The following is a 19,402-nucleotide window of genomic DNA, read 5'->3' as shown; positions in this document are numbered from 1 at the left end:
AGTAGGCTCCTTTTTTCTATTTAGAAGGTGATATGTCTTCAGAAGGGTTACAGCGCTGCTTTGTATTACATCGCAGACCGTACAGTGAATCGAGCCTGATTTTAGATGTGTTCAGTGAAGAGTTCGGACGAATGACACTGATGTCTAAAGGGGCTCGCAGTAAACGTTCTAATCTTAAGGGCGCGTTGCAGCCGTTTACACCACTGCTGCTGAAATGGTCTGGTAATAGTTCAATGAAAACATTGCGCCAAGCGGAACCGATCAGTCTTGGATTACCGCTAACTGGGATTAACCTCTACTCTGCCATGTATGTGAATGAATTAATTGGGCGAGTTTTGATGGCAGAAGTGCCGATGCCCGCACTTTTTCATGATTACCTTAATGCTTTAACGGAACTGGCGCATAATGAGAACCCAGAGCCTGCATTGCGACGCTTTGAACTCGCTCTGTTATCGGCAATGGGCTACGGCGTTGATTTTCTGCACTGTGCAGGTACCGGAGAACCTATTGATCCGACAATGACTTATCGCTATCGCGAGCAGAAGGGTTTTATCGCCTCAGTGCGCCGTGACAACTTGACCTTTATGGGTGATGAACTGATAGCGATCAGTGAACGTAGATTTATAACGAAAGAGCAGTTAAAAGCGGCAAAACGCTTTACACGCATAGCCTTAAAGCCGTATCTTGGCGGCAAACCATTAAAAAGTAGAGAGCTGTTTATGCCACAAATAGGTCTCTCTAGAGCACGGAGTATTGGAAAATGAGCTCAATCCTTTTAGGCATTAATATCGACCACGTTGCAACCCTACGTAATGCGCGTGGAACTCAATACCCAGATCCAGTTCACGCAGCAGAGATTGCTGAGCGTGCCGGCGCGGACGGTATCACTATTCACCTGCGTGAAGACCGTCGTCATATCCTTGACCGCGACGTTCGCATTTTGGCTGAAACTATCCAGACTCGCATGAACCTAGAGATGGCGGTAACGGACGAGATGGTACAGATTGCATTAGATACTAAGCCTGAATTTGTTTGCCTAGTTCCTGAAAAACGTGAAGAGCTAACGACGGAAGGTGGCTTGGACGTAGTTGGCCAGCTTGAAAAAGTAAAAGCAGCAACGCAAAAGCTTACTGAAGCGGGTATCAAAGTATCTCTGTTCATTGATGCGGACCGCGAGCAAATTGATGCAGCGAAAGCGTGTGGTGCACCATTTATCGAGCTACACACAGGTCACTACGCAGAAGCGAAAACCGAAGAAGACCAACAAGATGAGCTGAAGAAGATTGCTGCAGGCGCAAGCTACGCAGACGACCTAGGTATCACAGTGAATGCCGGTCACGGTCTGACTTACCACAACGTTGCGCCAATCGCCGCTCTACCAGAGATCTACGAGCTGAACATTGGTCACTCTGTGATTGGCCGTGCCGTATTTGATGGCCTAGCGAAAGCGGTATCAGATATGAAAGCGGTAATGGAAAACGCGCGTAACAACGCTTAATTGATAAGAATTGAAAGGTTAAAGAGTCATGGCAGTGGTTGGCCTTGGTACAGACATCGCAGAGATTGAGCGAGTTGAAAAGGCATTAGCACGCAGTGGCTCAGCCTTTGCGGAGCGTATCTTGAGTGAGGTGGAGCTTGAACAGTTCCACTCTTTGAAGCAGAAAGGGCGCTTTTTAGCCAAGCGATTTGCCGCTAAAGAGGCCGCTTCTAAAGCTCTCGGTACGGGCATCGCAATGGGCGTTACCTTTCATGACTTTCAGGTTGCGAACGATGAACATGGGAAACCAGTTCTTACTTTGCACAATAAAGCGAAAGAGTTAGCCGCAAGCCTTGGTGTTAACTCTGTCCACATTACGATCTCAGATGAACGTCACTACGCAGTAGCAACGGTTCTGTTCGAGTCTTAATGTTTCGGTGATAATCAAATAAAAAGCAGAGCGTTTGGCTCTGCTTTTTGTTTCTATGGTCCCCATTACTTACCTGTGCCGAGAGCTAACTCGGCTGAATAGGGGTTAGATAGTGAATTGCTGTGGCTTGTACCTTATCTAGCTCATCCTGAAGTTCGAACAGCTCTGGTTCGATATCCTCTATCTGAGTGCCAGAGCGCAGCTCTTTTTCAATTGTGGCACATACCGCTTTGAGCCTCGGCACACCACTGTATGAGCTGCTGCCGTGCATTTTATGGATAATGTGTATTAGCTCATCAACTGGATAATCTGGCTCTTCAATCGCTTTCTCTGTAGCGTCGTACACCTCAGGAATAAAGTCGACCAGCATCTGTAGCATATCTCGTGCAAGATCTTCTTTGTTGGCGGCTTGCTTGAGTGCGGCCTGCCAGTCAATGATGATGTTTTTGTGCTGGTTGCTCTCTGTTTCGATGGTGTGGCTCTCAATCTCTCCACCCACCGCTGGGTGTTCAGGATCGATCTTTTCAAAATTATCTACTGCTGATTCTGGACTCCAGTGGATCAGCACTTGTTGCAGTACGTGTTCTTCAATTGGCTTGGTCAGGTAGTCGTCCATTCCGGCTGCGAGTAGACGATCGCGCTCGCCACTCATTGCATGAGCTGTTACCGCTATTACAGGTGTATTGGCGTTATTTTCTAACTCTTTGATGTGTTTACACGCGGTCACGCCATCCATCTGCGGCATTTGGATGTCCATGAAGATGATATCGAACGTCTGCTCTGTCGCTCGGTCAATCGCTTGTTGGCCACTTGTACAGCTCAGCACCGTTTCGACGCGCTCTTGAAGTAGGGCGGTGATAAGTTTCAAGTTGGCTGGGTTATCATCAACAGCCAAAACTGTCAGAGGTAACTTTTCGTCACTGTGCGTCGCAATCACCGGCGCGTTGAGAAGTGGTGCTTGGTTCGAAACTAGGGTTTGCAGCAATTTCTTGCGAGACAGGGGTTTGGTAATGCACTGTACATCAACATTTTTCATTAGCTGCTCACCCAAAGCCAATTCTGTACTTGGGGTGCCAATGATGACGTTTTGCGAGATCTCTCTAGCACGTTTTGCCCACTGTTGAACGACTTCTAGTTCGTAGGCTTGGTTAGCCGCAAGGTTGAGAAGAACATAATCGTAGTTGGTCGACTCTTTTGGCATTACTGAGCGATAGGTTACTATCAACCCTTCTTGAGTCAGAACTTGCTGAGTAATCGATGCCGCTTGCATGTTTGGTTCAATCAATAACAACTGCTTTTGTTGTAGGCATTGGGTGTCGATTAGATCAGTCATCGGCATGTCGGTGGTCGATAGCCTTAGCGTAAACCAGAAAGTTGAGCCTTGGTGCAAGCGACTGGTTAGGCTTATCTCACCACCCATTTGGCTGACCAGTTTTTGGGTAATAACCAGACCCAAACCAGTACCACCATAGCGACGTGAAATACTCGCATCAGCTTGGCTGAAGGCTTGGAACAGCTGAGCTTGCTGACGTTCAGATATACCGATACCCGTGTCGTGCACCATGAACTGTAGCTCGATGTTATCTTCTGATTGAGAGCGCAGCTCAACACTAATATCGATGTTGCCGCGCTCGGTAAATTTGATTGAGTTACCCACTAGGTTAGTAAGAATCTGTTGAATACGCAGTGGGTCACCAACAATACCAGCTGGTACTTTCGGATCGACTTTCAGTGTTAGCTCAAGCCCTTTCTCGTGGGCATTGGTGGCTTGCAGGTTGACTACCTCTTCAAGGCTGGCTTGGAACTCAAAAGGAATATTCTCAAGTGCCAGTTTACCCGCTTCTAGCTTCGAGAAATCGAGGATGTCATTGATGATGCTTAGTAAGTTATTGGCCGAACGTTCAATGGTTTGTAGATAATCAGTTTGGCTGGTGGAGAGTTGAGTTTTTAGCATCTGACGAGTAAAGCCTATCACACCATTCAGTGGTGTTCTGAGTTCGTGTGACATGTTGGCTAAGAACTCTGACTTGACGCGCGCCGCTTCTTGAGCACGCTTCTTCGCGATATCCAATTCAACGTTCTGAATTTCTAACTGCTCGAGTGTTTCACGTAGATCGGACGTCGCTTGGTCGATACTGTGCTGCATCTCAACATGATACTCCGACAAGGAGACCGCCATCGCGTTGATACCATTCTTCAGTGAGTCTAACTCGCCATGCATCTTGCCTTCGATACGCACATCAAGATGACCGCGACGTATGCGGTCAACCATGTTCTTCATGTGTGTGATCGGTTGAGTGACGTCGTGCATTAAGCGGAATGCAAACACACCAGACAGGCCGAGTCCTAAGATAAGAACCAAGAACGCAGAGAAGATCTCTTGGTATTGTTGTAACCGTAGAGAAGAGAGATCCAATTCGATAGCAATATAACCCACGGCTTGATTCGCTTGAGATTGGCCGTTAGCGGAATTGATGAACTGACCTTCAGCAATAATTGGAGTTCTTAAAATCAGCGTATTATCGAGCAACTTAGACGAACTCAGATGTGGAATCGGTTTGTCTTTCGGGTAAGTGAGACTCTCGAAGTCGGGATGGAAGTTCGAGGTTACAAACAGTTCATGACGCTCATCAAACACCGCAATACTGCGCACCAATTTTGAGTTTTTACGGTGTGCGTAGCTGATCAATTGACGAACCGACTCTCGACTCTCTAATTGCATGCCAGACTCACTCGCAATCGCAAGGGGTTCTATAATGCTAGTACCTGTATTGACAACTTGTCCTTCGAGGTCTTGATAGCGGTTAAATGAGAAGAATGCACTCAATAACAACCCTATAATCAGGGTCGGAGCAAGAGTTAGGGTAATTACACGGGCTCTCAAGCCATATCTGGTCATGTTCTTTAATTACATCGAGGTCTGGATATGGGAAAATAACGCACACAATGGTGGCTAAGTGAACGGTAAGCTTAATCAAAGCCGCCACGTTCGACAATGATTCCAAGGCATAATAGTGAGTCCTGGATACAAATAAATGATTAAAAGATAGTTTAGGCACAAGCAATGGCACGTTTTTTTCAACCAAAAAAGAAAACTCAATTCGAGACCAAGCATCAATCGGTTTTGGTTGAACGAATGGATCACAATGGCGCAGGCATCGCTTATCAGAAAAATAAACCTGTGTTTATTGATGGTGCGTTGCCGGGTGAGCAAGTGGTGATTCAATTAACGGAAAGCAAAAGTAAGTTTGCGCGTGCGAAACTGATTAAACTATTAAAGCCAAGCGAACAGCGACTAAAGCCTTTCTGCAAACACTTTAATCAGTGTGGTGGTTGTCATCTACAACATATGGATTACACATCGCAAGTCGAGCATAAGGGGCAGTCACTGAGCCACTTAATGAGTCAATACCAAACTCCCCGCACTGAAATTGCCGATCCAATTACTGGTCCGCAGGTTGGCTATCGTCGTCGTGCTCGCGTGAGCTTGTTTATGGACAGAAAGAATCAACAGCTGCAGTTTGGCTTTCGCAAGAAACAGAGCAAGCACATAGAGAATGTGACGGACTGTGCGGTGTTGGAGCCAAGCTTAAATGCGTTGCTGCCAAAGATGAAAGCGCTACTGGAGACTTTTAGCCAACCGATGAACCTTGGTCACGTAGAACTGGTTCTTTCTGATAAAGGGCCAGTGATTGTCCTTCGTCACCTTAAACCGTTGGCAGACAAAGATCAGCAAGCGCTTATCGATTTAGCGACGGAGCAGGGGGCAATCTTGTATTCAATGCCAGAAACGGATCAACTGGTTCGTTTGGTTGGTGATGCGCCGACATACAGTGAAACCGGCGTTACTCTACCGTTTGAGCCGAATCACTTTATTCAAGTTAATCAACAAGTGAACCAAAAAATGGTGGCACAAGCGCTGGAGTGGTTGAATCCACAAGCGGATGAGCGAGTTCTCGACCTGTTTTGTGGCTTAGGTAATTTCAGTTTACCTATCGCAAAACAGTCCGCATTGGTGGTTGGCGTTGAAGGTGTGGATGAAATGGTGAAACAGGCAACGAGCAATGCTGAAGTAAACCAGCTCGACAACGCGACTTTCTACCAAGCGAACCTCGAAGAAGAGCTCTCTTCTCAGCCGTGGGCAAAAGAGAAGTTCGACAAGGTGCTCCTTGATCCTGCACGCGCTGGGGCAAGTGGGATTGTCGATCAACTTTCAGCGCTGGGCGCGAAGAGCGTGGTTTATGTTTCATGTAATCCTGCTACTCTAGCTAGAGATACGGCAAGCTTGCAAAATCAAGGTTATCAAATGGTCAAAATGGGTATGTTAGACATGTTTCCGCATACCAGTCACTTGGAATCTATGGCACTATTCGTTAAAGAGAAATCATAGAACGAAAAGGCGTATAAGAAACGTCTTGTTACCAGTATGAGTCGAACTAACTTGGACCCGGTTAGTCATATTGAGTTGGGTATAAAACATAATAACTAGGAAGGCATGATGGTTGCGGTACGAAGCGCACATTTAAACCCAAGCGAACAGTTTGAGCTAGAGAGCTGGATTGCATCTTTAAATCAGGATGCCAAAACGTCGAATAAGCTGATCAAGGTTTATCGTCATTGTGAAGAGCTGCTAAAAGAGCATGAGCAAGCCTCACTGCTATTGTGGCGTGGCCGAGAGATGATTGAAATCTTGGTGACGTTATCAATGGATCGCGCGACACTCGTTGCGGCTCAGCTTTTCCCAGTTGTCTCCAGTGGCGTGTTTGAACGAGAAGCTTTTGAAGAGAGCTACGGCAAAGAGATCGTTAAGCTGATTGATGGCGTGGAAGAGATGGCGGCACTAGGCCAACTTAACGTTACCCTTGAGGGTAGCGCAGCGTCAGGTCAGGTCGATAACGTGCGCCGCATGTTATTGGCCATGGTTGATGATTTCCGTTGCGTGGTCATCAAGCTTGCTGAGCGTATCTGTAACCTTATCGAGGTGAAGAAAGCTCCTGACGAGGTGCGTAGAGCGGCAGCGAAAGAGTGTGCCAACATCTATGCGCCACTGGCTAACCGCCTCGGTATTGGTCAGCTTAAATGGGAAATCGAAGACTACGCTTTTCGTTACCAACAACCCGATACCTATAAACAGATTGCTAAGCAGTTGTCGGAGCGTCGTATTGTTCGCGAACAGTACATTACTGACTTCGTTGATGACCTTACGTCTGAAATGGAACGCTCTAGTATCAACGCTGAAGTCAGTGGCCGCCCGAAACACATCTACAGCATCTGGCGCAAAATGCAGAAGAAAGGCTTGGCCTTCGATGAACTGTTTGACGTGCGCGCAGTACGTATCATCGCAGACCAATTGCAAGACTGTTACGCAGCGCTCGGGGTTGTTCATACCAAATACAAACATCTACCAAGCGAATTCGATGACTATGTAGCAAACCCGAAACCGAATGGGTATCAATCTATCCATACCGTGGTACTTGGGCCTGAAGGCAAAACCATCGAAATCCAGATCCGTACTAAACAGATGCACGAAGACTCAGAACTGGGTGTTGCCGCGCACTGGAAGTACAAAGAGGGTTCATCGGGTGGTCGCAGCGGTTACGATGAGAAGATCACGTGGCTGCGTAAACTGATCGATTGGCAAGAAGAGATGTCGGATTCTGGCGAGATGCTGGATGAAGTTCGTAGCCAAGTTTTTGATGACCGTGTCTACGCATTTACACCACGCGGTGATGTGGTCGACTTACCAATGGGAGCAACTCCGTTGGACTTCGCTTATCACATTCACTCGATGGTAGGCCACCGCTGTATCGGCGCCAAAGTAGGTGGACGTATCGTTCCATTTACTCATAAACTCTCTATGGGGGATCAGGTTGAAATCATTACTCAGAAAGAGCCAAACCCTTCACGTGATTGGTTAAACCCAGCCACAGGTTTCGTTCACTCTGGGCGCGCTCGCGCTAAAATTAATGCTTGGTTCCGTGCGCAAAGTCGTGAGAAAAACCTTGAAGCAGGTCGTGACATCCTAGAGGCTGAGCTGCATAAAATTGGCGCGACACTCAAAGATGCAGATCAATATGCCCTGAAGCGTTTCAACGTGAATACGCCAGACGAGCTGTATGCGGGTATCGGTAGCGGTGATTTGCGTATCAACCAAGTGATCAACCACATCAACGCATTGGTGAATAAGCCAACGGCAGAAGAGGAAGATCAGAAGGCGCTAGAGAAGCTACTAGAGTCAGAACATAAGCCAGCTCAGCAGAGTCGCCCAAAGAAAGATGCCGTTGTCGTGGAAGGTGTCGATAATCTAATGACGCATCTTGCACGCTGTTGCCAACCAATTCCAGGTGACAGCATCAAAGGTTACATCACACAAGGTCGTGGTATCTCGGTTCACCGTAGCGACTGTGAACAGCTGAGCGAACTAAAAATCCACGCACCAGAGCGTATTATAGATACGGTTTGGGGTAATGGCTTTGTTGGTTCTTATATCCTAACTCTGCGTGTTGAAGCGTTAGAGCGTAGTGGATTATTGAAAGACATCACCTCGTTGTTTGCCAATGAGAAGATCAGTGTAACGACCATGAAAAGCCGCACCGATTATAAGCGTCAGCTATCAGTGATGGACTTTGACCTAGAGGTGACCAACATTGAAATCCTCAGCCGCGTGACCAGTCGTGTCGAGCAGATTAAAGATGTTATGTCAGTCAAAAGGTTGGGTTGATACTTGGTATCATCCTCGTCATTCCCTACAGTGAGGAGCGAACGTGATAGGGAATCTCGCCAAGCGGTTTGAGATCCCCAACTCGCTCATTCTTCACTTTTGGGGATGACGGATAAATAGAAAGGTGAGTGGTTTTAACTGCTCACCTTTTTTAGTTTTAAGAAAAGAATTAGATTAAAACAATCAAACAGAATAATAGGAAAGCACCATGAGCCACCCGATTGAACAATTAGAACAAATTATGGCGAAGCTGCGCGACCCAGAAGGTGGCTGCCCTTGGGATCTAAAACAAAATTTTGAAACAATTGTCCCGTATACTATCGAAGAAACATATGAAGTGGTGGACGCAATCCACAATAAAGACTGGTCGAATTTGCAAGAAGAGTTGGGCGATCTACTGTTTCAGGTGATTTTTTACAGCCAGCTCGCGAAAGAGCAAGGGTTGTTCGAGTTTGCCGATGTGGTTGACGGTGTGAATGAAAAGCTCACTCGTCGTCATCCACATGTGTTTTCTGATGTTGAGTTTGATGATGAAGAGGCCATCAATGCCAACTGGGAGGCAGAAAAAGCCAAAGAAAAAGTTCAAGCAGGCAAAACTCAGGAAAGTATTCTAGACTCAATACCAAACTCTCTACCTGCACTTTTGCGTGCCACAAAGGTGCAAAAGCAGGTAGCAAAATACGGTTTTGATTGGGAATCCATTGGCCCTGTTGTCGATAAGGTACGAGAAGAGGTCGACGAGGTGCTTGAAGAGGCACTGCAAGTCACGCCAAACGAGGATTTAGTTGAAGAAGAATTGGGTGACTTACTGTTTACGACCGTGAATCTAGTCAGGCATCTAGGGAAAAACCCAGAATCGGCATTGAGCAAAGCGAATGTAAAGTTTGAGCGTCGCTTTAAAGGTGTAGAAGGAAAAGTTCGTCAAAAAGGCAAAACTTTGAACGATTTCTCCCTCTCAGAGCTCGATTCTATGTGGGATGAGGTTAAGTTGGCGGAGAAAAGTTAAACAAAGCTTTGGTGCTGATTTGATTTGAAGCAAAAAATAAAAAATAGCAGTGTGATAGATTTCACGTTGTGGCGATAAGGGGCTTCTGGTATATTTTCATCCCGTCCAGAAGAAATCCATTTTCCCTCATTCAACCAATTTCAGGTTAAACATGACGACAAATTACATTTTTGTTACTGGCGGGGTTGTATCCTCTCTAGGTAAAGGTATTGCAGCGGCATCGCTTGCAGCTATTTTAGAAGCTCGTGGTCTTAAAGTGACTATGATGAAGCTTGACCCTTACATCAACGTTGATCCGGGCACTATGAGCCCAACTCAACACGGTGAGGTGTTCGTTACGGAAGATGGCGCTGAAACTGACCTTGACCTTGGTCACTACGAGCGATTCATTCGCACCAAGATGACTAAGCGTAACAACTTCACAGCGGGTCGTGTTTACTCAGACGTTCTAGCGAAAGAGCGTCGCGGTGATTACCTAGGTGCAACTATCCAAGTAATCCCTCACATCACTAACTCTATCAAAGACCGTGTAATCGCTGGTGCAGAAGGCCACGACGTTGCGATCGTTGAAGTTGGTGGTACGGTTGGTGATATCGAGTCTCTACCATTCATGGAAGCGATTCGTCAGCTAGCAGTAGAACTAGGCCGTGAGCGTGCAATGTTCATGCACCTAACATTAGTTCCTTACCTAGCGGCTGCTGGTGAAGTGAAAACTAAACCGACTCAGCACTCTGTAAAAGAGCTACTGTCTATCGGTATCCAGCCAGATATCCTAGTTTGTCGTTCTGATCGCATGATCCCTGCGAACGAACGTAAGAAGATTGCACTTTTCTGTAACGTTCAAGAGAAAGCAGTAATCTCAATGAAGGATGTAGACTCAATCTACAAGATCCCTCAACTCATTAAATCACAAGGTCTTGATGACCTAGTGTGTACTCGTTTTGGTATCAACGCTCCAGAAGCAGACCTATCAGAATGGGAACAGGTAATCTATGAAGAAGCGAACCCAACTGGTGAAGTAACCATCGGTATGGTTGGTAAATACATTGAATTACCAGACGCATACAAGTCAGTGAACGAAGCACTTAAGCACGCGGGTCTGAAGAATCGTCTAAGCGTTAAGATCAAGTACGTTGATTCTCAAGACGTAGAGAGCAAAGGTGAAGAAGCACTTCACGGCCTAGACGCAATCCTAGTACCTGGTGGCTTTGGTGACCGCGGTGTTGAAGGTAAGATTTTCGCAGCGAAATACGCTCGTGAGAACAAAGTACCTTACCTAGGTATCTGTCTTGGTATGCAAGTGGCACTTATCGAATACGCACGTAACGTTGCGGGCATGGAAGGTGCACACTCTTCAGAATTTAGCAAAGACACGAAGTACCCAGTAGTGGGTCTAATCACTGAGTGGGTAGATGGTGAAGGTAATGTTGAAGAACGTACTGAAAAATCTGACCTAGGTGGTACTATGCGTCTAGGTTCACAGCTGTGTCACCTTGAGAAAGGTACGAAAGCTCGTGAACTATACGGTAGCGCGACGATCCATGAACGCCACCGTCACCGTTACGAAGTGAACAACAACCTTCGTCCACAAATTGAAAAAGCGGGCCTAAAAGTATCGGGTCTGTCTGCGGACAAGAAGCTGGTAGAAGTTATCGAGATTCCAAACCACCCGTGGTTTGTTGCAGCTCAGTTCCACCCAGAGTTCACTTCTACGCCTCGCGATGGTCACCCACTATTCGAAGGCTTCGTTAAAGCAGCTGGTCAACACCAGCGTGACGAATTAGAGAAGTAAAGGATACCGGCAGTAGCGTTTGCAGTGCTGCTGCCTTTAATTTGACATTATATATTCAACGAGAAGGAAACATTCAATGTCTAAGATCGTTAAAGTTCTAGGTCGTGAAATCATCGATTCACGTGGTAACCCAACTGTAGAAGCTGAAGTACACCTAGAAGGCGGTTTCGTAGGTATGGCTGCTGCTCCATCTGGCGCATCAACGGGTTCTCGCGAAGCTCTTGAGCTACGTGACGGCGACAAAGCACGTTTCCTAGGTAAAGGTGTTCTTAAAGCTGTTGAAGCTGTAAACGGCGAAATCGCTACAGCTCTAACTGGTAAAGATGCTAAAGACCAAGCTGCAATCGACGCAGTAATGATCGAGCTAGACGGTACTGAAAACAAATCTAAGTTCGGTGCTAACGCAATCCTAGCTGTTTCTCTAGCGAACGCTAAAGCTGCTGCAGCGGCTAAAGGCATGCCTCTATACGAGCACATCGCTGAGCTAAACGGTACTGCTGGTCAGTTCTCTATGCCTCTACCAATGATGAACATCATCAACGGTGGTGAGCACGCAGATAACAACGTTGACATCCAAGAGTTCATGATCCAACCAGTTGGCGCTAAGACTCTTAAAGAAGGTCTACGTATCGGTGCTGAAGTATTCCACAACCTAGCTAAAGTTCTTAAGTCTAAAGGCTACAGCACTGCAGTTGGTGACGAAGGTGGTTTTGCTCCTAACCTTAAGTCTAACGCTGAAGCTCTAGAAGTAATCGCAGAAGCTGTTGCAGCTGCTGGTTACGAACTAGGTAAAGACGTGACTCTAGCTATGGACTGTGCTGCATCTGAGTTCTTCGACAAAGAAGCTGGTATCTACAACATGAAAGGCGAAGGTAAGACTTTCTCTTCTGAAGAGTTCAACCACTACCTAGCTGAGCTAGCTAACCAATTCCCAATCGTTTCTATCGAAGACGGTCTAGACGAGTCTGACTGGGATGGCTTCAAGCACCAAACTGAACTACTAGGTGACAAGCTTCAACTAGTAGGTGACGATCTATTCGTTACTAACACTAAGATCCTTGCTGAAGGTATCGAGAAAGGCGTAGCTAACTCTATCCTTATCAAGTTCAACCAAATCGGTTCTCTAACTGAGACTCTAGCTGCAATCAAGATGGCTAAAGACGCAGGTTACACAGCAGTAATCTCTCACCGTTCTGGCGAAACTGAAGACGCAACTATCGCTGACCTAGCGGTAGGTACTGCTGCAGGTCAAATCAAGACTGGTTCTATGAGCCGTTCTGACCGTGTTGCTAAGTACAACCAATTAATCCGTATCGAAGAAGCTCTAGGTTCTAAAGCTCCTTACAACGGTCTTAAAGAAGTTAAAGGTCAATAATTCATACATTGAATTGTTAGCTTAAAGCTTTTGAAACGCTCTACTTCGGTAGGGCGTTTTTTTATGTTTGTAGAAAATAGCGAGAAGAAGCTCTAGGTTCTAAAGCTCCTCCTTTTTACAACGAAAGCGGCCTTAAAGAAGTTAAGGGTCAATAATCTCTCTGGTTTTATAAACCAAAGGAATTGTTAGTCTAAGCTTTGAATGCCTCGCAATAGCGGGGCATTTTTTTGCCTAAAATTCGTCTTTCCCTAGACTGACGAAAGAAGGAGTAGGGAATCTCACCCAATGATCATTTCAATGGATTCCCAACTCGGTCGTCCCTCATTCTTGGGAGTCACGAGAGTGATAGGTGAACGAATCGAGAACCTCTTTGTTACCAATAACGATTCTGTCCGATAAATCTTCTACTTATAGATTCCCTTACACCACATATCTCGCACCAATAAGCGCATTATGGTATATATGTGCCTTATTCTAGTTCCTTCTTTTCTAACCAGCGAAAGGTGTTATGCGAATCTTTGCTCTTGTCTTGCTGATCTTACTTGGCTGGCTGCAACACACGTTGTGGCTCGGTAAAAATGGTATTTCGGACTACTACACAGTGAACAATGAAATCGACGTTCAAAGGCAAGTGAACGAGAAGCTTCACATTCGCAATGCAGAAATGTTTGCGGAAATCGACGACCTTCGTCAAGGGTTAGATGCCATCGAAGAGCGTGCTCGACATGAACTCGGTATGGTGAAGGAAGGGGAAACGTTTTATCGCATGATTGGTGAGGAGTCGCACTAATGCCGACGAATAAACAGGGTATTGTTGCGGTTGTACCTGCGGCGGGTGTCGGCAGTAGAATGAAGGCCGATCGCCCGAAACAGTATCTGACGATTCACGCGATCACCATCCTGGAACACACCGTTAACAAGCTGCTCTCTCACCCTCAAGTGAGTAAGGTCGTGGTAGCCGTCAGTGAAAGTGACCCATATTTCCCTGAATTGAGCTTGAGCCAACACCCAGATGTTGTGCGTGTTAAAGGTGGTAATGAGCGAGCCGACTCGGTTCTGTCTGCTCTGAACTATATTCAAGAGAGCGATTTGGGTGAGTGGGTTATGGTTCACGATGCTGCTCGACCATGCATTCAGCAGGATGACATCGATAAGCTGATTGAAGTGTCACTGTCTCATCCGGTAGGTGGCATTCTAGCTGCTCCTGTTCGAGATACCATGAAACGAGGTGTTGATGGGCAGATTGATCACACCGTAGAGCGTGCTAATTTATGGCACGCATTGACGCCGCAAATGTTTCGAACTTTACCGCTGCAGCAGGCTCTAACAGAGGCTCTTGAACAAGGCGTATCGATTACCGACGAAGCGTCTGCGTTTGAGTGGAAAGGTGCATCGCCAGCTCTGGTTGCTGGGCGCTCAGATAATTTTAAGGTTACTCAGCCAGAAGATTTAGCATTGGCTGAGTTCTATTTAAGTCAGAATAAGGAATAATGATGATTCGTATTGGCCACGGTTTTGATGTTCATAAGTTTGGTGGCGAAGGCCCAGTAATTATTGGTGGCGTGAGCGTACCTTATGAGCAAGGACTGGTTGCGCACTCAGATGGTGATGTGGCTCTGCACGCATTATGCGACGCGCTATTAGGCTCGATTGCCGCGGGCGATATTGGTCGTCACTTCCCTGACACTGATGATGAGTGGAAGGGTGCAGATAGCCGCGAGCTGCTCAAAGATGTTTACCGCCGCGTTAAAGAACAAGGCTACCAAATAGGTAATGTGGATGTGACTATTATGGCACAAGCGCCAAAAATGGCTCCGCATATTGATGCGATGTGCCAAGCGATTGCTGAGGATCTTGAAACCGATATTGGTAACGTAAACGTAAAAGCGACAACGACTGAGCGCCTTGGTTTTACCGGACGAAAAGAGGGCATTGCAAGCGAAGCAGTCGTCCTAATTACTAAAAGTGCATAAGCACCACAACGAAAAGAACAGCATGTCAGATATTTTATCTTCATTTGCCTATTTAAATGGCAAGCCGACGGCACAAGCTAAACTAAAAGCGAAAGCCGAGCATTTTGTGGTTATCGAAGACTTAGGTTTCGAATTCACTGGAGAGGGTGAACACCTAATGGTGCGCATCCGCAAAACCGGTGAGAACACCAGCTTTGTTGCTAACGAGCTGGCAAAAGCCTGTGGTGTTAAATCAAAAGACGTGAGCTGGGCGGGACTGAAAGACCGTCATGCAGTAACTGAGCAATGGTTGAGTGTTCATCTAGCAAAGGGTGATACCCCAGACTTTACCGCTTTCTTGACTCAATACCCAAGCATTGAGATTTTGGCAACGGCGCGTCACAACAAAAAGCTACGCCCAGGCGACCTAGTTGGTAACCAATTTGAACTGACGCTGTCTGAAGTGACTGACACGGCTGATGTGGTAAACCGTCTCGAACAAGTGGCGAAGCTAGGTGTACCGAACTATTTTGGTGCTCAGCGTTTTGGTAATGAAGGTAATAATTTATCTGAAGCTCGTCGCTGGGGTCGTGATAACGTGCGAACACGTAACCAGAACAAACGCAGTTTATATCTATCTGCAGCTCGCTCTTGGATCTTCAATCGCATTTTGTCAGAGCGTATCGAACAGAACGTGTTTAACTCAGCAATTCTTGGTGATGTCGTTTTCAGTGCTGGTGAGCAACTGTTGGCCACAACTGATAATCTTGAAGCGTTGAATCTAGCGGTTGAGAAAGGCGAAGCGCAGGTTTCAGTAGCGATGGCTGGAGACAATGCACTACCGACACAAGACAACGCACTCGCTCTTGAGCAGAAGCACCTTGATGATGAGCCTGATTTAATGGCGCTCATTCGCGGCAACCGTATGCGTCATGACCGTCGCGAAGCTTCTCTTAAGCCACAACAGCTTTCATGGGAAGTGGAAGGCGACAATATCACACTTAAGTTTTCATTGGATGCAGGTTGCTTTGCGACAGCGATTGTTCGTGAACTAGTGGAAGAAGTTGTGGTTGAGCGACAATACGCGCAGTAAAGACGTAAACTGAAACGGATATTAAGAAAGGATACAGAATGAAGATTCTACTCAGCAATGATGATGGTGTTCATGCTCAGGGTATTCATGCCCTAGCTGATGAGCTACGCGATCTTGCTGACGTTATTATCGTTGCACCTGATCGTAATCGCTCAGGTGCGTCGAATTCATTAACGCTTGAACAGCCTCTGCGTGTTCAAGAAATCGCAGCTAACACCTACTCTGTACAAGGTACACCAACCGATTGTGTGCACTTTGCATTGAATGAACTGCTCAAGGATGACATGCCGGATTTAGTGCTGACCGGCATTAATCATGGAGCAAATCTGGGTGATGATGTGCTCTATTCAGGTACTGTTGCCGCAGCGATGGAAGGGCACTTTTTAGGTGTACAGTCAGTTGCGTTCTCTTTGGTAGGCAAACAACACTTTAAAACCGCCGCTCTTATTGCACGCCAAATCGTTGAACAACACTTAGCTCGACCGATCCCAACCAATCGTTTATTGAACGTCAATGTTCCAGATGTTGCTTTTGGTGATCTTAAGGGTACGCAGGTGACGCGTCTTGGGGCTCGTCACCACTCTGAAGACATGATTAAGCAGAAAGATCCAAGAGGTCATGATATCTACTGGTTAGGTCCTCCAGGTAAGGAGCAAGATGCAGGGCAGGGAACAGATTTCTATGCGATAGAGCATGGCTTCGTTTCTGTGACGCCACTGCAGGTTGATCTAACTGCTCATGAATCTTTGGGCGCAATGTCGGAGTGGTTAGGAGAGCGCAAATGAGCAATCCTCACGCACACCGTTTAATTAGCTTCCTGATTGAGAGTGGTATTCGAGACCAAAAGGTTCTCGATGCAATTTTCCGTTTGCCAAGAGAGCGTTTTCTATCACAGGCGATGCATCACCAAGCTTATGACAACAATGCTCTGCCTATTGGTCAAGGCCAGACAATTTCTCAGCCTTACATTGTGGCAAAAATGACGGAGTTACTGGAACTTCAGCAAAGTAGTCGCGTCTTAGAAATTGGAACAGGCTCGGGATACCAAACGGCGGTATTGGCTCAGCTAGTCGATCATGTTTATTCTGTTGAGCGTATCAAGTCATTACAGTGGGATGCCAAAAGACGGCTCAAGCAGCTTGATTTTTATAACATTTCCACTAAACATGGTGACGGTTGGCAAGGTTGGTCTGCGAAAGGCCCATTTGATGCCATCATTGTAACGGCAGCAGCAGAATCCATCCCTCAAGCGCTCTTAGAGCAACTGAGTGATAGTGGTCGTTTACTGATCCCTGTTGGCGACAACGAACAACAACTGTTAAAAATTACCCGTCAAGGTGATGAGTACCTATCAGAAACGATTGAGATGGTGCGGTTTGTCCCTTTGGTGCCGGGTGAGTTGGCGTAATAAAACTATTGGTGTAGATGGATAACAACTGAATGCGTTCACAGTTTTCAAACGGGATAACCATATTGTTGTGTTGCGTACTGGCAGGGTGCGCAGCTCACTCCCCTGCACCGGTATCAAGTCTGAATAAAGATTACTCCGCCATTGAGCGTGGCAGCTATCGTGGTAGTTATTATGAGGTTCAAAAGGGCGATACCCTCTACTTTATCGCTTATTTGACCAATAAAGATGTCAATGACCTGATTCACTACAATGACCTTTCTGCGCCTTATACCATTCACCCAGGGCAGAAGCTTAAGTTATGGCGTCCGTCATACAAGGCGCCCGCTTATGGTAAGTCGACAGCCATTGCAAGTGTTACCCCTGATCCTAAACCTGCACCGGTTGTTCCTGTTGTGAGCGCACCGAGCTCCTCCAGCTCGAAATCTTCTAAGCCTGTTACCGCCAAGGCTGAGCCAGTAAAGAGTAAAAACTCTAAACCAGCACCTGTGCAGTCAACAGCGAAAACGGTTAAAAAAGATCCACCAAAGAAGGTTGAACAATCGAAGCCAAAGGAGTATGTTGGTTCTAAAGGTAAACAGAATGTTACAACCGCCAGCAAGCCAACTAACGATAAAGTATCGAAATGGTTATGGCCAACCAAAGGGAGAGTGATCAAGAATTTCTCTGTAGGTGAACAAGGAAACAAAGGCATAGACATAGCAGGACAGCGTGGTCAGCCTATCGTATCTACTGCAGGGGGAACGGTTGTTTATTCGGGTAATGCACTCAGAGGCTACGGCAATCTCGTGATTGTAAAGCATAATGACAACTACTTAAGTGCATACGCGCATAATGATCGACTATTAGTATCTGAAGGGCAAAGTGTTAAACCAGGACAGAAAATTGCCACAATGGGCAGTTCTGGAGCCAAAAGCGTTAGGCTGCACTTTGAGATTCGTTACCAAGGTAAATCCGTTAATCCTAAACGTTATTTACCTTAATATGAGTGCCGCAACGGTACTTGTATGAAGTGACATAGTCATTTAGCGACATTTTAAGTTGTAATGTCTTGCTAATATCGCCAGGGGGAGGCGTTATGAGTATCAGCAATGCAGTTATTAAAGAAGAGTTCGAACTTGACCAAGAGACCACGGAGTTGGCAAACGTTGATCAAGGCGAGCAAACCGTCACTAAAAAAACAGAAGCGAAAGAAGAAGTCGAAGTGACTTCGAAAAGCCTAGATGCAACTCAGTTGTATTTGGGTGAAATTGGCTTCTCTCCACTCTTAACCGCAGAAGAAGAAGTGCTTTATGCTCGTCGCGCATTACGCGGAGACGAAGCAGCCCGCAAACGCATGATCGAAAGTAACCTACGTCTTGTGGTTAAAATCTCACGTCGTTACAGCAACCGTGGTTTAGCTCTGCTCGATCTTATCGAAGAGGGTAACCTAGGTTTGATCCGCGCTGTTGAGAAGTTCGATCCAGAACGAGGTTTCCGCTTTTCTACTTACGCGACATGGTGGATCCGTCAAACGATCGAACGCGCGTTGATGAACCAAACGCGTACTATTCGTCTGCCAATACATGTTGTGAAAGAGCTAAACATCTACCTACGTACTGCTCGTGAGTTATCACAAAAGTTGGATCATGAGCCAACCGCAGAAGAGATTGCGACTAAGCTAGATAAGCCGGTAAGTGACGTAAGCAAAATGCTACGTCTTAACGAGCGCGTGAGCTCAGTAGACACGCCTATCGGTGCCTATCGGTGGTGACGGTGAGAAAGCACTACTCGACATCATTCCTGATGTAAACAATTCCGACCCTGAGGTTTCAACCCAAGACAGCGATATCAAAACATCACTGATCGACTGGTTAGATGAACTGAATCCTAAGCAGAAAGAAGTGCTTGCACGTCGCTTTGGTCTTCTTGGTTATGAGCCATCGACTCTTGAAGAAGTTGGTCGTGAGATCAGCCTAACTCGTGAGCGTGTACGCCAGATTCAAGTAGAAGGTCTACGTCGTTTAAGAGAAATTCTTATCAAGCAAGGCTTGAATATGGAGAACCTATTCAACGTTGAAAACGATTAGTCTAGATTTCGAAATGGCCAATAAAAAACGCTGACTCAATGTCAGCGTTTCTGTTTTTATCGAGGTTAATGAATCTGTC

The 19,402-nt window shown here is 46.4% G+C and carries 16 protein-coding genes and 1 pseudogene; 16 read left to right on the top strand and 1 reads right to left on the bottom strand.

What is annotated here, in order from left to right; all coding sequences use genetic code 11:
• Positions 1–32: 32 nt before the first annotated feature.
• Genes recO through acpS form a run of 3 tightly spaced genes read left to right on the top strand, consistent with a single transcriptional unit; the run spans position 33 to position 1,907 of the window.
• The gene (recO, locus tag vsple_RS11785; protein WP_255229900.1) at positions 33–764 is read left to right on the top strand and encodes a DNA repair protein RecO; all 732 of its coding nucleotides are present in this window, start codon (positions 33–35) and stop codon (positions 762–764) included.
• The gene (gene pdxJ, locus vsple_RS11780) at positions 761–1,498 is read left to right on the top strand and encodes a pyridoxine 5'-phosphate synthase (protein WP_239841240.1); all 738 of its coding nucleotides are present in this window, start codon (positions 761–763) and stop codon (positions 1,496–1,498) included. The genes recO and pdxJ overlap by 4 nt, the downstream gene beginning before the upstream one ends.
• Positions 1,499–1,526: 28 nt before the next feature.
• On the top strand, positions 1,527–1,907 hold the full coding sequence (gene acpS, locus vsple_RS11775) for a holo-ACP synthase (RefSeq protein WP_255229901.1): 381 nt from the start codon (positions 1,527–1,529) through the stop codon (positions 1,905–1,907).
• 85 nt (positions 1,908–1,992) lie between these two features.
• Here the strand turns inward: acpS and barA are convergent, their stop codons facing one another.
• Entirely contained in the window at positions 1,993–4,806 is a 2,814-nt protein-coding gene (gene barA / locus vsple_RS11770; RefSeq protein ID WP_261882089.1) for a two-component sensor histidine kinase BarA, read from the bottom strand.
• A gap of 165 nt (positions 4,807–4,971) precedes the next feature.
• Here barA and rlmD point away from each other — a divergent pair, with 165 nt between their 5' ends.
• The 13 genes and pseudogenes from rlmD (at position 4,972) to rpoS (ending at position 19,323) form a co-directional block, all read left to right on the top strand.
• Positions 4,972–6,297, top strand: coding sequence for a 23S rRNA (uracil(1939)-C(5))-methyltransferase RlmD (rlmD, locus tag vsple_RS11765; RefSeq protein ID WP_261882088.1), 1,326 nt, complete (start codon positions 4,972–4,974; stop codon positions 6,295–6,297).
• Positions 6,298–6,405: 108 nt separating this feature from the next.
• Positions 6,406–8,628 (top strand): GTP diphosphokinase, encoded by a 2,223-nt coding sequence (relA, locus tag vsple_RS11760; protein ID WP_255231794.1) that lies wholly within the window; start codon positions 6,406–6,408, stop codon positions 8,626–8,628.
• Between the two features lie 208 nt (positions 8,629–8,836).
• The gene (gene mazG / locus vsple_RS11755) at positions 8,837–9,634 is read left to right on the top strand and encodes a nucleoside triphosphate pyrophosphohydrolase (RefSeq protein ID WP_261882087.1); all 798 of its coding nucleotides are present in this window, start codon (positions 8,837–8,839) and stop codon (positions 9,632–9,634) included.
• 151 nt (positions 9,635–9,785) lie between these two features.
• The gene (locus tag vsple_RS11750; protein WP_255229905.1) at positions 9,786–11,426 is read left to right on the top strand and encodes a CTP synthase; all 1,641 of its coding nucleotides are present in this window, start codon (positions 9,786–9,788) and stop codon (positions 11,424–11,426) included.
• 76 nt (positions 11,427–11,502) lie between these two features.
• Complete coding sequence (gene eno / locus vsple_RS11745) at positions 11,503–12,801, top strand: phosphopyruvate hydratase (RefSeq protein ID WP_032549795.1); 1,299 nt, start codon at positions 11,503–11,505, stop codon at positions 12,799–12,801.
• A gap of 508 nt (positions 12,802–13,309) precedes the next feature.
• A complete protein-coding gene (ftsB, locus tag vsple_RS11740) occupies positions 13,310–13,591 on the top strand; it encodes a cell division protein FtsB (RefSeq protein WP_255229907.1) in 282 nt (93 codons plus the stop codon).
• Positions 13,591–14,292: a 2-C-methyl-D-erythritol 4-phosphate cytidylyltransferase gene (gene ispD, locus vsple_RS11735; protein ID WP_255229908.1), complete on the top strand. Its 702-nt coding sequence runs from the start codon at positions 13,591–13,593 to the stop codon at positions 14,290–14,292. Before ftsB ends, ispD begins: the two co-directional genes overlap by 1 nt.
• Positions 14,293–14,294: 2 nt before the next feature.
• Positions 14,295–14,774: a 2-C-methyl-D-erythritol 2,4-cyclodiphosphate synthase gene (gene ispF, locus vsple_RS11730; protein WP_032549792.1), complete on the top strand. Its 480-nt coding sequence runs from the start codon at positions 14,295–14,297 to the stop codon at positions 14,772–14,774.
• A 22-nt stretch (positions 14,775–14,796) separates the two neighbouring features.
• Positions 14,797–15,846 carry a tRNA pseudouridine(13) synthase TruD gene (gene truD, locus vsple_RS11725; protein WP_261882086.1) on the top strand — a complete coding sequence of 350 codons (1,050 nt, stop codon included), beginning with the start codon at positions 14,797–14,799 and terminating at the stop codon, positions 15,844–15,846.
• A gap of 38 nt (positions 15,847–15,884) precedes the next feature.
• Positions 15,885–16,631 carry a 5'/3'-nucleotidase SurE gene (gene surE / locus vsple_RS11720; protein ID WP_255229910.1) on the top strand — a complete coding sequence of 249 codons (747 nt, stop codon included), beginning with the start codon at positions 15,885–15,887 and terminating at the stop codon, positions 16,629–16,631.
• Positions 16,628–17,254, top strand: a complete 627-nt coding sequence (locus vsple_RS11715; protein WP_261882085.1) for a protein-L-isoaspartate(D-aspartate) O-methyltransferase — start codon at positions 16,628–16,630, stop codon at positions 17,252–17,254. The genes surE and vsple_RS11715 overlap by 4 nt, the downstream gene beginning before the upstream one ends.
• A gap of 32 nt (positions 17,255–17,286) precedes the next feature.
• The gene (locus tag vsple_RS11710) at positions 17,287–18,237 is read left to right on the top strand and encodes a peptidoglycan DD-metalloendopeptidase family protein (RefSeq protein ID WP_261882084.1); all 951 of its coding nucleotides are present in this window, start codon (positions 17,287–17,289) and stop codon (positions 18,235–18,237) included.
• Positions 18,238–18,332: 95 nt separating this feature from the next.
• A pseudogene (gene rpoS / locus vsple_RS11705) lies at positions 18,333–19,323 on the top strand (RNA polymerase sigma factor RpoS).
• Positions 19,324–19,402: the final 79 nt, after the last annotated feature.

The organism is Vibrio pelagius (assembly GCF_024347575.1).
GTDB classification, from domain to species: Bacteria; Pseudomonadota; Gammaproteobacteria; order Enterobacterales; family Vibrionaceae; genus Vibrio; species Vibrio pelagius.
Note: the sequence above shows the minus strand (reverse complement) of the source record. Positions and strands in the feature narration are given on the sequence as shown.

Bases quoted from the DNA above. Each gene is read 5' to 3' on its own strand.
- pdxJ (WP_239841240.1), top strand. From the start codon at position 761: ATGAGCTCAATCCTTTTAGGCATTAATATCGACCACGTTGCAACCCTA.
- vsple_RS11715 (WP_261882085.1), top strand. From the start codon at position 16,628: ATGAGCAATCCTCACGCACACCGTTTAATTAGCTTCCTGATTGAGAGT.
- vsple_RS11750 (WP_255229905.1), top strand. From the start codon at position 9,786: ATGACGACAAATTACATTTTTGTTACTGGCGGGGTTGTATCCTCTCTA.
- barA (WP_261882089.1), bottom strand. From the start codon at position 4,806: ATGACCAGATATGGCTTGAGAGCCCGTGTAATTACCCTAACTCTTGCT.
- acpS (WP_255229901.1), top strand. From the start codon at position 1,527: ATGGCAGTGGTTGGCCTTGGTACAGACATCGCAGAGATTGAGCGAGTT.
- ispF (WP_032549792.1), top strand. From the start codon at position 14,295: ATGATTCGTATTGGCCACGGTTTTGATGTTCATAAGTTTGGTGGCGAA.
- relA (WP_255231794.1), top strand. From the start codon at position 6,406: ATGGTTGCGGTACGAAGCGCACATTTAAACCCAAGCGAACAGTTTGAG.
- mazG (WP_261882087.1), top strand. From the start codon at position 8,837: ATGAGCCACCCGATTGAACAATTAGAACAAATTATGGCGAAGCTGCGC.
- surE (WP_255229910.1), top strand. From the start codon at position 15,885: ATGAAGATTCTACTCAGCAATGATGATGGTGTTCATGCTCAGGGTATT.
- vsple_RS11710 (WP_261882084.1), top strand. From the start codon at position 17,287: ATGCGTTCACAGTTTTCAAACGGGATAACCATATTGTTGTGTTGCGTA.
- truD (WP_261882086.1), top strand. From the start codon at position 14,797: ATGTCAGATATTTTATCTTCATTTGCCTATTTAAATGGCAAGCCGACG.
- eno (WP_032549795.1), top strand. From the start codon at position 11,503: ATGTCTAAGATCGTTAAAGTTCTAGGTCGTGAAATCATCGATTCACGT.
- recO (WP_255229900.1), top strand. From the start codon at position 33: ATGTCTTCAGAAGGGTTACAGCGCTGCTTTGTATTACATCGCAGACCG.
- rlmD (WP_261882088.1), top strand. From the start codon at position 4,972: ATGGCACGTTTTTTTCAACCAAAAAAGAAAACTCAATTCGAGACCAAG.
- ispD (WP_255229908.1), top strand. From the start codon at position 13,591: ATGCCGACGAATAAACAGGGTATTGTTGCGGTTGTACCTGCGGCGGGT.
- ftsB (WP_255229907.1), top strand. From the start codon at position 13,310: ATGCGAATCTTTGCTCTTGTCTTGCTGATCTTACTTGGCTGGCTGCAA.